Raw genomic sequence first — 14,454 nt, 5'->3', positions numbered from 1 at the left:
GCGAGCGATGGCGGGCAATCCCTTCTCACGACGCAGAGCGGCGCGGCGGTCCCTGGCGGCCCTGGCCGCCGGTCTGTGCGTGACGCTGGCGGCGCCCGCCATCGCAAGCGCTCAGGTCTGGGTTCCGGCGTGGCTCGCCTCGCCCATGCCTTGGCGGAACGAGACCGCCGCCAACGGCGCGCCGCCGCGGCTGCAAAACGTCACCCTGCGGCAGGATCTGTTGATGGCGACGGCGGCGGCGGCGGTGCGCGTTCGTTTCAGCAATGAACTGGGCGAAGGGCCGCTGGTCATCGGCCGCGCCGAGGCGGGGTTGAAGGGCGAGGCCGCTCACCCTCTGCGCTTCGACGGCGCCGCCTATGCTGTCATTCCTCCGGGCGGCTTTGCGCTCAGCGATCCGCTGGTCGTGGCCGTTCCCGCCTATGCCGAGCTGACGGTCAGCGCCTACCTGCCCGACGAGACCCGGCCCGCCGTCCGGCTCGGCCCGGTGCGGATCGCTTCGGGTGACGCCGCGCCCGGCGACGCGGCGGCGCTTCTGCGCGGCCAGGGCGTCGTCTCGGCCGTGCTGGCCCAGCGTCCGACGGCGCCCGCCGCCGTCATTGTCGCCCTCGGCGATTCCATCACCGAAGGCGGATCGACGACCCTCGGCGCCCATCGCGCCTGGCCGCACCAGCTGGGTCGCCGTCTGGAGGACGTCTGCCCCGACGCCTTCGTGGTGGTGAACGCCGGGATCGGCGGCAATATGGTGGCTTCGGACGGACGCTCGCCTTCCCTCGTCTCGCGGCTGGAGCGCGACGTTCTGGCCATGCCCGGCGTCACCCATGTGGTGCTGATGGCCGGTCTCAACGACGTGCGCCAGAAAGGCCCTGCGCGCGACCGTCCGGGCGCCGGAGTGGACGATGTCGCCACTGGATACCGGCAGGCCGTTGGGGCGCTTCAGGCCCAGCGCATCAAGGTCATCGGCGGGGTGCTGACCCCTATCCTGGCCTCGCCTGTGGCTGAGCCTGCCATTCCCGGCCCGACGACCGACGACAAACGTCGTAAGCTCAACACCCTGATCCGCCAGGGCGCGATCTTCGACGGGATCATCGATTTCGAGGCCGCCCTCGACGACGTCGCCCGGCCGGGCCGCATTCGCCCCGGCGCCCACCGTGAAGACGGCTATCACCCCAATGACGAAGGCCATCGCCTGATGGCCGAGGCGATTGACCCCGACGTCTTCGCTCCCAGTCCCTGTTCACCGCCGAGGCCCTGACATGATCCGTCCGTTTTCTGTCTCGCCGTTCAAAGCCGGCCGCCGTCGCGCGGCCCTTCTGGCCCTGACGCTGGCCGGCGTCGCCTGGGGCGCGGCGGGCGCCGCCTCGGCTCAGGTGTGGAGCCCGGTCTGGACCGCCTCGCCCGCGCCAGACCGCAAGGACGGCACGCCCGAGGCGCCCGTGCAGTTCGCGGGGCAGACGGTCCGCCAGGACATGCGTCTGGGCGCGTCGGTGCGTGCGCTTCGGTTGCGCGTCAGCAATGAGCTGGGCGATGCGCCGTTGCGCGTGGCCGACATGCGGCTGGGCCTGACGGGCGAGGACGGCACGACGCCGGTGCTCTTCGACGGGCGCAGCGAGGTGACGATCCCCGTCGGCTCCGTCCTGATCAGCGATCCGGTGGCTCTGGATGCGCCGGCCTTCTCACAGGTCTCGGTCAGCCTGCGCTTTCCCGATCCGACCCGCCCCGCCGTGCGCCGCACCGTCGTGCGGATAGGGCAGGGAGTGGCGACGCCCGGCGATGACGTCGCCCTGGACTACCGCCAGAACGTGATCTCCGCCGTCTATGGCGAGCGTGAGACAGCGCCGATCGTGGTGGCGGCCTTCGGCGATTCCATCACGGAGGGCGCGACGGCCACCTTGGGGGCCGAGCGCGACTGGCCCAGCATGCTGGCGCGCCGCTTCGAGACGACCTGTCCCGGCCGCTTCGTGGTGCTGAATCAGGGCATCAGCGGCAACAAGCTGCTGGACCACGGTCGGTCCCATTCCGGGCTGGCGCGGCTGGACCGGGACATCCTGGCCCTGCCGCAGATCGACTACGTCATCCTGCTGGAAGGCATCAACGACATCCGCCACGGGGGCGATCCCGCCAAGCCAGGCCGCAATGCAGCGGACATGGTTCAAGGTTATCGCCAACTGGTCGCCCGCCTGCATGATCATGGAATCAAGGCTGTCGCGGGCACCCTGACGCCGTTCAAGGGATCGGAGCGTTATGACGCCCCGTCGTCGGAGGCGCGTCGGACCCTCAACGCCTTCATCCGCGACGAGGGCGCGTTTGACGGGGTCGTGGACTTCGACGCGGCCGTTCGGGATCAGGCGGATCCAGAGAGCTTCCGAGCGGGCGCCGCTCGTCCCGACATGCTCCACCCCAATGATGAGGGATACCGGTTGATGGCTGAGGCGGTCGATCTGTCGCTGTTCGGATGCGACGCGCGATGAGCGAGGCGAAGCATTCATGGGCGCTGCCCGTCGGCGGCGCCAAGCGGTGGGATCTTGTCGCTCTCGGCGAGGTGATGCTGCGTCTGGATCCGGGCGAGGGGCGGATTCGCAGCGCCCGCGCTTTCAACGTCTGGGAGGGCGGCGGCGAATACAATGTCGCGCGGGGGCTCAGCCGAACCTTCCGGCGGCCGACGGCGGTGTTGACGGCCCTGCCGCGCAATCCTCTGGGCGTGCTGACCGAAAGCCTGATCGCCCAGGCGCGTGTGGATGTCGGCGCCATCGTCTGGCGCGACTACGACGGCGTCGGACGCGAGGCGCGAATGGGCCTCAACTTCACCGAGCGCGGCTTCGGCGTCCGGCCGCCGCAGGGCGTGTCCGACCGGGCGTACTCGGCGGCGTCGGCGCTCGACCCGCAGGCGTTCGACTGGGACGATGTTCTGGGCGCGAGCGGCGCGCATTGGCTGCATACCGGCGGAGTCTTCGCGGCATTGTCGGCCGAGACGGCGCGGACCGCCCTGGCGGCTGTGCGCGCGGCGCGACGCCTCGGCGTTGTCGTGTCCTATGATCTTAACTATCGCGAGAGCCTGTGGCGCAGCCATCCGGACCCTGAGGCCCTGCGCGCGATCAACCGGGCCATCGTGGCCGAGTGCGATCTGATATTTGCGGATGATCGGGGACTGGCCGCCTGCCTGGGGCTGGTCAGCGAAGAGGTCGGGCGGCGCGCCTGGCCGACCGATCCGGGGCCGCCGTCCAAGGCGGCGCAGATGGCCTTCGACGCCTTTCCGCAACTGAGGGGCGTCGCCTACACCCTGCGTGACCCGAAGAGCGCGACGGTCAACGGCTGGCAGGGCGTGTTCCATGAACGGGACGAGCGACATGTCTCCATGGCTCGACCGGACCTGGAGATTCTGGATCGCGTCGGCGGCGGCGACGCCTTCGCCTCGGGCCTCATCCACGGGCTCATGGCGGGTGAGGGCGCTCAGCAGGCGGTGGAGCTGGCGGCCGCCCACGGAGCTCTGGCGATGACGACGCCCGGCGATAACGCCGAGACGGATCTGGCTGAAATCGAGGCGCTTATTCGGGGCGAGCGCGGCGGCAGCCGCTGAGACGGTGGATACGTCCACTCCAAAAATAGACCAATTGGTCTATTGAATTAATCTATTGTGGTCCGAAAAGAGGTTGACAGATAGGTAAGGCCAATCCAGCGTTCGGATAATAAAAAAAGCGCACTGGGAGGCACGCGATGAGGCAAATGGGGGATGCTGGCGTTCGAGCGAATTCCGGCAAACGACTGACGGCGATATTGCTGACGACGACGGCGCTGATGGCGGCCGCTCCGGCGTTCGCCCAAAGCGTTGAGCCGGATCAGGATGGGGCGGGGAGCGCCGACGTCACTCAGGTCGATGAGATCGTCGTCACCGGTATTCGCGCCTCGCTGCAGAACGCCCTGTCGCAGAAGCGCAACGCCGCCAACCTGGTCGAGGTCATCGAGGCCGAGGACATCGGCAAGCTGCCGGACCAGAATCTCGCCGAGGTGCTCGAGAACGTCACCGGCATCCAGATCACCCGCGAGGCGGGCGTCGGGCGCGGCGTGCAGATTCGCGGCACAGACGCCAATCGGGTAGAAATCAACGGCGTCTCGACGGTGGGTTCGGGCTCGGGCCGGTCGGGCATCAGCTTCGACGACCTGGCGGCCTCGATGATCAGCTCGGTGCAGGTCATCAAGGTGCCGGAGGCCAAGACGATCGAAGGCTCGGTGGGCGGCACCATCAATCTGCGGACCATTCGCCCGCTGGATTTGAAGGATCCCCTGTTCGCCTTCCGCGCCCAGACCGAATACAGCGACCTGTCGGACACCCTGACGCCGCGCTATTCGGGCACGATCGGCAAGCGCTGGGATACGGACTTCGGTCAGTTCGGCCTGGTCGGCAGCTTCAGCTACGCCGAGCAGGACGTCGCCGCCTTCCGCCCGCGCGTCGACCGCGACGCGGTCGTCACCCCGGACTCGGGCCGTCTGAGCGCCGAGGCCTTCCCCTTCATGCGCATCCAGTTCTTCAATCAGGATCTGGATAATTTCGAGTATGAGACCAAGAATTTCTCGGGTTCGGCGGAGTGGAAGCCGAAGGACAATCTGAAATTCTATTTCGACATGACGCTGAACGATCAGCAGCGCGCCGAACAGAGCTCGACCGTGCAGATCTCGACCATTTCGGACAACGGCGTGGTCGACAACACGACGAACACGGCGTTCGAAACCGTCAACCTGGGCAAGGTCCAGGGCCCGAACGGGACGACGGACCTGGGCTCCGTCCAGGCGGCGCTGAAGGGGCTCATCCTGCCTCGAACGGACGGCAATCTTGCGCCCTATCTGCGCACGACCAGCGATACGGGCTCGCGCGTGACCGAAAGCCGCGTGTTCGCACTGGGCGGCGAGTGGGATCTGGATCGCTTGTCGCTCAGCGCGCAGGCGTCATTGTCGACCTCGGACTCGGTCCTGCCCAGCTTCAACACCACGCTGGAATTCGTCAATCCCAACAGTCCTCAGCCGGTTCGGGGCGTGTCGCTGGCCAACGGCGTGCCGATCGAGTTCGACCTAAGCGGCGGGATGCTGCAGTTCGGCATCGCTCAGGGGCAGCTCTCGACGCCCAGCGCGGCCCAGTTGCTGGACCCCGCCAACTATCGTCTGCATCAGGTGTCGCAGGGTCGTAGCGTTCGCGAGAATGAAGAGAAGGCGTTCCGCCTCGACGCTTCCTACGCCATGGACGGCGTTCTGCCTTTCATCACCTCGATCGATGCGGGCCTGCGCTGGAATGAGACCAGCGCGCTCAATGACAACGTCACGGGCAGCACCAACTTCACCAACGTCAACTCGTCCTTCTTCCGTCCCAGCGGCGACCGTTTCTCCAACCTGCTGATCGCCGGCCCGAACAATTTCAACGCGGCCGATGATCGCCATCTGTATTTCTCGGACTTCCTGATCCTGGACGGCGCCAAGGCCTTCGGCGATCCGGCTGGAACCCTGGCCGAGCTCAACACCGCCATCGCCGCCAGCAACGCCGCCAACGGCTCCAATATTCCGCTGATCGGTCAGCCGACGTCGCAAGCGAGCGCCTTCTTCGAGATCACCGAGAAGACCAGCACCGCCTATCTGCAGGCCAATTTCGACACCGAAGCGTTCGGCATGCCCATGCGCGGCAACGCCGGCGTCCGTTATGTCAGCACTGATCTCAACTCTGTCGGCAATACGGTCGCCAGCGGCACGAACGCGAGCCGGGCGGTGCACAACACCTCCTACGAATTCTGGCTGCCGCGCTTCAACCTGGTGGCCGAGCCGCGTGAGGACGTCATCATTCGAGCGGGTGTGGCCCGCGACATTCGCCGGCCTGACTTCAACCGGCTGTCGTCCTCTGTGACCTTCGCCACCAGCGAGAACACGGCGGTGAACCGCGGCAATCCGAACCTGGAGCCGGAAACCGTCCTGTCGTTCGACCTGTCGGCCGAATACTATTTCGCTCCGTCCAGCCTGGTCAGCCTCGGCGTCTTCCACAAGGTGCGCGACAATCTGTTCGCCAGCGTCACCGAAAGCCCGCCGGACAACGCCGTGAACGGCGTGGTGAACCGAAGCCGTGACCCGTCCTGCCCTGGCGGCGGCATCTACAACCCGATCGCCGTCATCAACGTCAACCACCCGGACAAGGGGCAGACCGGCATCTGCGTTCCGCTGACGTCGACGTTCAACGTGGATGGCGAGACGACCCAGACGGGCGTCGAAGCGGCCTTCCAGTACGATCTGTCGCAATGGGAGGATCGCCTCGGCTGGATGTCCGGCTTCGGCTTCATCGGCAACTTCACCTATCAGAAGACCGGCGGGAACGTTGACAGCTACCGGACCATCGGCCTGACGCGGAACACGACCCGCGACCTGGGATTCAATCCGCTGCCTCAGGATCGCGTCGAGCTGGAGAACCTCTCGAAATATTCCTACAATGCGACGCTCTTCTACGAGCGGGGCGGGCTGAGCGCCCGGATGCGCTACACGTGGCGCTCCGACTTCATCAACACGGAAGCCTTTACCTCGGCGTTTGACGTTCCGCGCGTCAGCGACGACCGCGGCCAACTGAACGCCAGCGTCAACTATGAGATCAACAGCTGGGCCACCGTGGGTCTGGAGGCGATCAACCTGACGCGTGAAGACGCCAATGAGTACTGCATCAATGACGATGCGCTTCTTTGCTACAATGGTCTGACGGACCGCCGCATCGTCGCGGGTTTGAGCCTGCGCTTCTAAGGCCATCGATCCCTGCAAAAAGACAGGCCGGTCCGTCACGTGGGCCGGCCTGTTGTCTATGGAGAGGGGGCGGTCATCGCGCGGACGTCGGCGCGCCGATGGGGGCGGCGCTGGTCGTGGCCGCGGATCACCAGGCGTCGGGTTCGCGGACCATGTGCACGATGTTGGCGGGGTTCATGATCCAGCCGCCGCGAAATCCTTCGCCCAGCGGTTCGATCGGGTCGCAGCGCACGGCGCCGCCGTCCTCCAGCCGTCGCAAGGCGGCTCCGTGGTTCGGGGTGAACAGTTCGAGCCAGACCTCGGCCTGGGTCAGGGTCTCAGACTCGTCGATCCAGAGCTGGTTCGGGCCGAGCTTGAAGCCGACCGCCGGCGCCTTTTCGGCGATGCTCTCAAGCCCGACGACGTCGCGATAGAAGGCGACGACGGCCTGATGTTGGTGGCTCGGCACCTTCATGGCGATGTTGACGCCGCCTTCGATGTTGATGGCCATGGGTTCACTTCCGGTTGTTGCTGGTGGGCAGGACGCCGCGCATCTCTGAGGGGTAGAAGCCCTCGCGCAGGTTGATCCCGTGTTCTAGCCAGGCCTTCATCGCCGACAGCATGGCTGTCCAGCCTTCGCAGTTGGCGAAAGAGGCCTTCTTCCCCGCCGCGTCGTCGGCCCACCCAGACTCGGCGATTGTGACGAAGGTCGAGCCGTCGTCCAGCGGCTCGAAGTCCATGACGATTCGGGTCTTGAAGGCGGGCTGTCCATCGGCCGTTTCCGCATCCCAGCGCAGCACGATGCGCTGATCGGGCGTGATCTCCTCGACGTCCACGGCAACGGAGCCCCACCAGATGACGACGGCTCCTGGCGTCAACGGCGCGCTGGCGCCGCCCAGGGTGGTGAAATAGCCGCTCAGCTTGGTCGGGTTGACCACTGCGTCGAACACCTCGTGAGGCGGCTTGGCGATGCGCCCCGAAACCGTGAAACCCAAGGACATGTCCGAACCCTTCGTGCTTGCAGGAGGTCAGATTATGTTATAAAAAAATAACATGTCAAACGAGATAGAAGATGATCGTGTTTTCAAGGCGTTGGCTCACTCTCGTCGTCGGCAGCTACTGGACTGCCTGAAAGATGGTCCTGTCACGACCGGCGGATTGTGCGAGCGTTTCGACGATATGGACCGCTGCACGGTCATGCAGCATCTGAAGGTGCTGGAAGGCGCCGGTCTGGTGGTGGTGCGAAGGGAAGGGCGCGAGCGGTGGAACCATCTCGACGCCCTGCCGATCAAACGTATCCATGACCGCTGGATCAGCGAGTACGCCGGACACGCCCTGTCCCTGATTGACCGACTGAAAGGCGATCTGGAGGGGCGGGCCTGAGCCGATCGGCCTGAACCTGTAATCCCGCTCGCGCGCCGCTCATCGCGCAGGCCCATCTACGGGCGTTGGAGCCTGGTCGTCTCGGCTCTGAGTTTCGCTGTCGTAGCTGTATTTTTGTGAGCCAACGAACGCTGTTAGCGAAATCTGCTCTATGACTGCCGAAGTGCAGTCATGTGAAACCGATGAATAGCAAGAACCCAAGCGTAAACGCCTAGGCAAGCTAGATGGTGGGTGGCAACGGCGGTTTGAGGGTGAATCGCTTAAAGCAAAGCGTGTGGCGGACAGAGAGGAAGGCCAAAAGGCATTCCTTTTCAATCGCTTGTTTGGGCTAGCCGGCCCGACGACGCTTGTTGAAAACAAACGACATTTCAACCGAATGGCTACCCTTCGAAGGGCGGCTTCAGGTACGAAAAACCCCGGCGGGCTGGCGGGCCTCACCGGGGTACATCACGGTTCAAGAAAGCAATCTGAACAGGCGATATTCTATCGGAAGAACGAGGCGCTGTCATGAGTGCCTATTCTCACCGCTGGGGCGCGCCGCCTCCACGCGTGCGTCGTGGCAGCCAATTATCCATCAACACGCGCTGGACGCGGTTCAGCCGCAAGGAAGGTCAGCGTCTGATCTTCGTCCTTAAGGTCTATTCGGAACGGCTCCGGAAGAAAGGCCAGAGGACCGGCGCCGCTGGCACGATCAGTTTTGGCGCGATCCGTTTGGCCGAGATCCTGGTGTCGCTAAGCGTCAAAGGCAACGGACGGCTCGAACCCTCGGTTTTCTGGCTGGCCAAGGCGCTCAATGTAGCGCGCAAATCCATCCATGCGTGGAAGGCTCAACTGGAAGCTCACGGCTTCCTGAGTTGGACCCGTCGTTATGATCGGGTCGAAACCCCAGGTCAGAAGGGGCCGCAACTCAAGCAGGCCTCGAACGCCTATGTTCTGCGCGTTCCAGTCAAAGCCATAGAGGCAGCAGACCGCCTGAACGTTGGGCAATCGAAGCTCCCTCCCGTCGTCGCTCCTCGCCTGAGCGCGGCCCTAGACCTGCTGGCCGCTGCCGTCGCGGACCAGGCGCATTCTACGCTTGAGCGTGAATTACCTCAGGTATCAGAACCAAGGCTCCCATTATTTACTCCAAGGGTGCGGAGGGCGAATGGCGCGTAAGAAACGGCGAAGCCGGTTCGACCGGGAGGCGGTGCTGCGTCACGCCACCATTCACCACCCGAATTGCCCTGCTGAATTGGTCGCTCTCTTTGTGGACGACATCAGCGCGCGTGAATGGGAACCGCCTCTGACATTGGGCCAAGCGTTTGGCATCAAGGCCACCAATCACGTGCGCCACAAGATGACCGACTACGACCGGCTGATACGCTTTCCCGGCCTCACGAGGGATGAGGCGCGGCTGATTGTGTCGTTCGAGGTGCGGTCGATCCTCGCGTCGTGGGCGCGGACGGTTCTCGTCATAAAGTAGGTTCCTAACCTCTCCTGGAAAAACCAGCCATAAGGCCCTTCCGTTGACAGAACGACGTGGGTCTTTCTCTTGGGCGGTCAGGATCAAGTCGGAGGGAAGTATGGGCGGGCTGCAGGTCACGATTGGGGCAACGCAAGCAAACCCCTGGATAGCCACGCTGGGTGCCGGCGTTGTCAGCTCCTTGATCGGTCTCGGCGGGATCACCCTCGGTGCCTATCTCAATGCCAGGGCGACGACTTCACAGCGAGCCGAGGACGAACGCCGTCGGCAGGCTGAAAGGAAAGAAGCGGCGGACGCTCAGCGGCAGGTCGCCAAACACCATCGGGCGCTGGCCGCCCTCGCCTTGGCTGAGCATCTGGAAAGCTTCGTCGTTCAATGCACCAACGTAATCGACTCGTTTTGGCACGTGGATTGGGACGGCCTACGATGGTTTAGCCCGTCCGGAGACGGCCCATTGTATCTGCAAGTTCTGCCCGCCTGGCCGGAACTGGTCGATTGGAAGCTGTTGGACCTGCAACTGGCCGTGGATGCATCGAACTTCAAACGCCGCACGGAGCTGACCCGCGCGGGACTGGATGCCAGCGGCGAGAATGGTGAGGATGACCATTGTCTCCATGCCGACCGGGCGGCCGTTCTCGCTGTGACGGCGTGGGAAATGGCCAAGCGGACGCGCAGGGAGAACGACCTGGATCCGCTCGACGTGACACACACATGGGAAATCGTTGAGCCCGCTCAGGCACATATTGAGAAGCGGGCGAAGATCGAAGCCCTGCGGCGCGGAGAGATTCAATCCCTGGCTGATCCGCTCCCTGTCGATAGCGATGCCCCCAATGAGCCTTAAGGGCTCTAATGACGGCTTGTACCAACATCGCTAGATCGCGAACCTCGGGCTGGAGGTTGTCCCTCTAATGACTGTAACGTCGGTCTGTGTCGACTGCGTAGGTATGAGCTTGAACGAGTTGTGGCTGTAAGAAGCGAGCCTCGCTATGAGCGTTTGCTCCACAGGGCGAGCATCAAATTTTGGAGGGGTGAGTGACGACGGACGAAGAAGTTCAGATCGAGAGCTGCTTGCGCGACACGCTCACGCGAACGTCCGATTGGGTCAAGTTTGGTGAAGCTAAGAACGCGGCACTTCTGACTTTCGCTTCGGCATGGCTGCTCGCGCTAGGTAATCTAGCTTTGGGAGCGAACGCGATTCCGGACGCGTCGCGAGTAGCGATATCTTGGGCCGCGCCTTTTATTCTCATTGCGGCGGTCATTGCGATCATCGCCATCCTTCCGCAGCTGAAGCTGAGGAAAGCGGAGAGGTATGGTAAAAGCCCGCTCTTCTACGATCAGGTTCACGCCAAAACTGGTGCCGCACTCCTAGCCGAGATGCAGACACGATACGCGATCACTGCGGGCGAGAAATTTTCGCCAGCCTATCTCGAAGACCTAGCTGAGCAACTGGCAGCCAACAGCCGTATCGCCAGTCGTAAGTTTAGACTGTTCGCCTGGGGCGCATCGTCAGTCCTTGTCTCGGTTCTCGTCTTTTTCGTCCTTGCCTTCGGGCGTGGTATTCTCTCCGCAGTCGCTCACTTTTTTTGTGGCTGATGGGGAGGCTCGCTCTTTCGTTACCTTGCGAATTTCGTTGAAGAGCTCTGCGAAATTAATCGCGGAAATTGCGAGCGGCGTTTCTTCTGTAGCAGCAGAAGCTTTTAGGGCCGGTGTTTGAGCGACGGCATGGGTGCCCTGCGGCGGCGTCTCCGCTTCGGCCGCTTTTTCAGAGGCTTTGTCTCCGATTATCTCAAGTCCGTAGTTTTTCTTTATGTTTTCGATGTCTTTCTCATAGTTATCTGGCTTTTCTTTTAAGTCATTCTCAGTTTGAGATATAATGAATGGCTTGAATGTGTGGGGGCTGGCGTCATCAAAGAACTTATCGCAATACTTATGAACGTCATCGCTGGTGCACTCGATCGGCTTGGTTAGCTTGTCCTCTAGTAGGGCGAGGTCGCCGGGCTTTGCGAGGTCTATCCAGAAGATCGGGTAGTGGATGCCCCCAAAAACGCCCTTTAGCACTGACGCGCCGTCGTAGCGGAATCGCGTGACGCGAACGTCTGACGCCTTCCGATTGCTCTGCGACAAGATGTAAGCGACGCCGACGCTAAGGATGAATTTTCTCGCACTGGCGAACTGGCAGAGCCGAAATCCTATGTCGATGGAAGGGCCAATATAGTCCACCGCGATCTTCGCGTCGTTGGCCTTCTTCGCATACCGTTCATTGAGGAGGCGGCCGCCCTCTTTAAAATAATCGGTGACAGGAGCGTCTGCGATGTTGAAGTTTCGTGGGAGGGCGACTTCCTTATTCATTAGTGGGAAGCCAGCAGTCCAGGCCGTGCACTTGATATCTAAGCGGCGATCGACCTTGCGGATGGATTCTCGCGCAGCGTCGATGGCATTGATCCAGCAGGCTAGAACGTTCATCAACTGGTGGCTGTCGGTGAGTTCCTTGGTGAACAGTATTTCATCTCCAATCACCTTCCAAAACTCGGGATCTGGCCCCCAGTGGAGTTGCCTCTCCTTGGTGTCCTCAGGTAACGATCGAATCCATCCGCCCAAGAAAGCTCTTTGGGTCTCCAAATAGAAGCCTTGTAAAACGGGGAACCACTCAACCGTAGACGCGCTTAGCGCATCGCGCGGCGTCTGCTTGAGCGCCGTTGATCCGATAATGTCGGCGCTCAGGAAGAGCCGCAGCCGTGGCTTTAGAAACTGCGGCGTTTTCGCCATGAGATTTAGCTCAACCCAAGATCTTGGATCCGCACTTCTATCGCCTTGGTCGAGACGAGGAAATGGTCAGCGAGATCCCATACGCTACCGTTAGTTTCGCGGAAGGCAGTTCTAAACGCAGTTTTCGGCATTAAAAATGCTGCGGCGAACCAGTTGGCCTCCCACTCGATGCGATTTGATCCCTTTCGCAACGCATAGACCTTCTCGGGAATGTCTCTCCCTACCTGTTTCGGCCACACGTAGTGCAGGTAGTAATGCCCAAGTTCGTGAGCGAGTGTAAAGCGGTCGCGAACTAGGCTGGTGTGTGACGGCACGATTATATCAAAGTCATCGATGCCATCTACATAAAGACTTCCAGACTGTTCTGGATCATCGAGCAGGGTGCCTTGTAGTGTGACTTCACCGCCAGCCTGCTCTACAATTCTATTTAAGTCGTCGCCGGGCCGATATCCGAGCTGCTTGGCAATGCCTTCACCAACGGCATGCACCTGGGGCTTGCTCAGCCAAGATGGTTCGGCCGGCGCATATCCTGGACGAATCGCCATCATTGATCCCCTTAACGCGGCTTCAATATGTGATCGCGCGGGTTAATGCAACGTTCCAGTTCTTGATTTGTTCCGTTTTTGTGGTTAATTTCCGCACGTAGATCGCGATCATACGGGCCGTTCAGAGGTGTCCCAACAAAGATGGGGCCTGACCCTGACAAATTGGGGCCTGGTATCGGGTCATTTCGCTGCATGGCGCGCACCAAAGTTGGCGCACCTGAATGGTCAAGCTAACTTGGTTCATGGACAGTACGATTCGCCTATCTACCGGTCATGACGAAGTTCTCAAGCGGCTGGGGCTGGACTGGCGTGCGCTAGGGTGGGGCAACATCCTTGTTGCCCTTCCGTTTGTCCATGTCGCAATCTCAACACTCTTTCTGGTTGGTTACTGTGCGGGGTTCGGTGCTCACCTAGGTCGGTATGTACGACCAGAAGACATCTTCGCCATCTCGATTTCGGAGGTGGTGATGATCTACCTCATCATTATCGTTCAGGTGGCTCTCTTTTCCCGCATCGCGGGTCCGACGCCGAGAAAGGCTAAGTCGGGCAGGGAGACATATGGGCCGCCAAGCCCTCATATTTTCAGGCCGTGGGTTGGCAGCTTGGCGTCTCTGCTTGTCGTCGTGACCCTTATTGTTGCGTTGACCGGTTACGCGATTGGCCAGTCGGTTAGGCCCTCTGTAATCGCCATCGTTTTGGTTTTTGAGATTATCGTTCGCGCAAAAAGGAATGCCGCCGATAGGCGTGCGTTTTTCTACAGAATGTTGGCTGTTACGCTTATCGTCCCTGTCGTGATGGGCGCGGAGTACGGTCAAGATGATCGCCACAAGGCGCGTCGGGCCAATGACGGTCTGATGAAGTGCGGTGAGAGCCATATCCACCGTCCGATCGGTGGGAAACTCCTAGGATACAATGAAAAGTCTCACGCGCTCTTTGATGAGCAGTGCAAGCCGGTCCTCATCGTTCCCGAGATCGACCCCGTGATGCCGAGGGAGACGACCGAGGCCATTAAGGTCGGCGTTCGGCAGCAAGCCGCCAGATTTTTCGGCCGGACGCTCAAGCCATCATCGGATTTGAGTGGAGTGTTATTGGGGGCCGATGAACCGGAGATTTGATCAGTTTAGGTTCGCGATCTACCGAACCGGGGGCGGGAGCAGCGTGGCTAGGTGCGTGATCTACCGAACTGAAAGTTGACGAGCGCGGCCAGGTTCAGACTGGCTAGTGGTGAGGGTGACCAATTTCGGCAGATCGCGAACCTAATTCCCTGTAAGCGATTGATTTGTAACGATCGGTACGCTTGTCCACTCCCGATTCATTTGTGAGGCCACGGATCCGCCTTCCTGCCGCACCAGCCATGCTTCGGTAGATCGCGAACCTAGCCACGCTGCTCCCGCCCCCGGTTCGGTAGATCGCGAACCTCGGGCTATCATGCAGTTAGCCTATCGGCGTCACAGATTTGATATCGAAGTAGGCGTCGAGTTGTGCCGTAAAATTGCGCCTAATTGCAGGAAATTGCATTTCGATCTCCATAATATTCTTTATTTTCAATACTTTGAATTGTAT

Annotated in this window: 14 protein-coding genes; 10 read left to right on the top strand and 4 right to left on the bottom strand. The window is 61.6% G+C overall.

The genetic code is table 11. The features are described from left to right. Window positions 1-7 precede the first annotated feature (7 nt). The 4 genes from B2Y21_RS08825 to B2Y21_RS08810 all read left to right on the top strand — a co-directional run bounded on the left by B2Y21_RS08825 (window position 8) and on the right by B2Y21_RS08810 (window position 6,756). Complete coding sequence (locus tag B2Y21_RS08825; protein ID WP_292058999.1) at window positions 8-1,252, top strand: GDSL-type esterase/lipase family protein; 1,245 nt, start codon at window positions 8-10, stop codon at window positions 1,250-1,252. 1 nt (window position 1,253) lies between these two features. Continuing rightward, window positions 1,254-2,468 (top strand): GDSL-type esterase/lipase family protein, encoded by a 1,215-nt coding sequence (locus tag B2Y21_RS08820; protein ID WP_292058997.1) that lies wholly within the window; start codon window positions 1,254-1,256, stop codon window positions 2,466-2,468. Next, window positions 2,465-3,574, top strand: coding sequence for a sugar kinase (locus B2Y21_RS08815; protein ID WP_292058995.1), 1,110 nt, complete (start codon window positions 2,465-2,467; stop codon window positions 3,572-3,574). Before B2Y21_RS08820 ends, B2Y21_RS08815 begins: the two co-directional genes overlap by 4 nt. A 197-nt stretch (window positions 3,575-3,771) precedes the next feature. After that, window positions 3,772-6,756 (top strand): TonB-dependent receptor, encoded by a 2,985-nt coding sequence (locus tag B2Y21_RS08810; RefSeq protein WP_292058994.1) that lies wholly within the window; start codon window positions 3,772-3,774, stop codon window positions 6,754-6,756. 127 nt (window positions 6,757-6,883) lie between these two features. Here B2Y21_RS08810 and B2Y21_RS08805 read toward each other — a convergent pair whose 3' ends face one another. Continuing rightward, on the bottom strand, window positions 6,884-7,246 hold the full coding sequence (locus B2Y21_RS08805) for a hypothetical protein (RefSeq protein WP_292058993.1): 363 nt from the start codon (window positions 7,244-7,246) through the stop codon (window positions 6,884-6,886). Window positions 7,247-7,250: 4 nt separating this feature from the next. Then, a complete protein-coding gene (locus tag B2Y21_RS08800) occupies window positions 7,251-7,736 on the bottom strand; it encodes an SRPBCC domain-containing protein (protein ID WP_292058991.1) in 486 nt (161 codons plus the stop codon). Between the two features lie 52 nt (window positions 7,737-7,788). On the opposite strand from B2Y21_RS08800, the gene B2Y21_RS08795 reads away from it, so the two are divergent. The 5 genes from B2Y21_RS08795 (at window position 7,789) to B2Y21_RS08775 (ending at window position 11,173) form a co-directional block, all read left to right on the top strand. Continuing rightward, entirely contained in the window at window positions 7,789-8,118 is a 330-nt protein-coding gene (locus B2Y21_RS08795; protein WP_292058989.1) for an ArsR/SmtB family transcription factor, read from the top strand. A gap of 507 nt (window positions 8,119-8,625) precedes the next feature. Next, window positions 8,626-9,273, top strand: a complete 648-nt coding sequence (locus tag B2Y21_RS08790) for a hypothetical protein (protein WP_292058987.1) — start codon at window positions 8,626-8,628, stop codon at window positions 9,271-9,273. After that, window positions 9,263-9,580: a DUF2293 domain-containing protein gene (locus B2Y21_RS08785; RefSeq protein ID WP_292058985.1), complete on the top strand. Its 318-nt coding sequence runs from the start codon at window positions 9,263-9,265 to the stop codon at window positions 9,578-9,580. Before B2Y21_RS08790 ends, B2Y21_RS08785 begins: the two co-directional genes overlap by 11 nt. A 100-nt stretch (window positions 9,581-9,680) precedes the next feature. Continuing rightward, on the top strand, window positions 9,681-10,421 hold the full coding sequence (locus B2Y21_RS08780; RefSeq protein ID WP_292058983.1) for a hypothetical protein: 741 nt from the start codon (window positions 9,681-9,683) through the stop codon (window positions 10,419-10,421). Between the two features lie 191 nt (window positions 10,422-10,612). Beyond that, a complete protein-coding gene (locus B2Y21_RS08775) occupies window positions 10,613-11,173 on the top strand; it encodes a Pycsar system effector family protein (RefSeq protein ID WP_292058981.1) in 561 nt (186 codons plus the stop codon). On the opposite strand, the gene B2Y21_RS08770 is transcribed toward B2Y21_RS08775, so the two are convergent. Then, entirely contained in the window at window positions 11,087-12,346 is a 1,260-nt protein-coding gene (locus B2Y21_RS08770) for a hypothetical protein (RefSeq protein ID WP_292058979.1), read from the bottom strand. The genes B2Y21_RS08775 and B2Y21_RS08770 overlap by 87 nt on opposite strands. Window positions 12,347-12,351: 5 nt before the next feature. Next, complete coding sequence (locus B2Y21_RS08765) at window positions 12,352-12,891, bottom strand: ImmA/IrrE family metallo-endopeptidase (RefSeq protein ID WP_292058977.1); 540 nt, start codon at window positions 12,889-12,891, stop codon at window positions 12,352-12,354. A gap of 221 nt (window positions 12,892-13,112) precedes the next feature. Here B2Y21_RS08765 and B2Y21_RS08760 point away from each other — a divergent pair, with 221 nt between their 5' ends. Next, entirely contained in the window at window positions 13,113-14,006 is an 894-nt protein-coding gene (locus tag B2Y21_RS08760) for a hypothetical protein (RefSeq protein WP_292058974.1), read from the top strand. Window positions 14,007-14,454 lie beyond the last annotated feature (448 nt).

It is taken from the genome of Brevundimonas sp. UBA5936, from assembly GCA_002430835.1.
Taxonomy (GTDB): domain Bacteria; phylum Pseudomonadota; class Alphaproteobacteria; order Caulobacterales; family Caulobacteraceae; genus Brevundimonas.
Note: the sequence above shows the minus strand (reverse complement) of the source record. Positions and strands in the feature narration are given on the sequence as shown.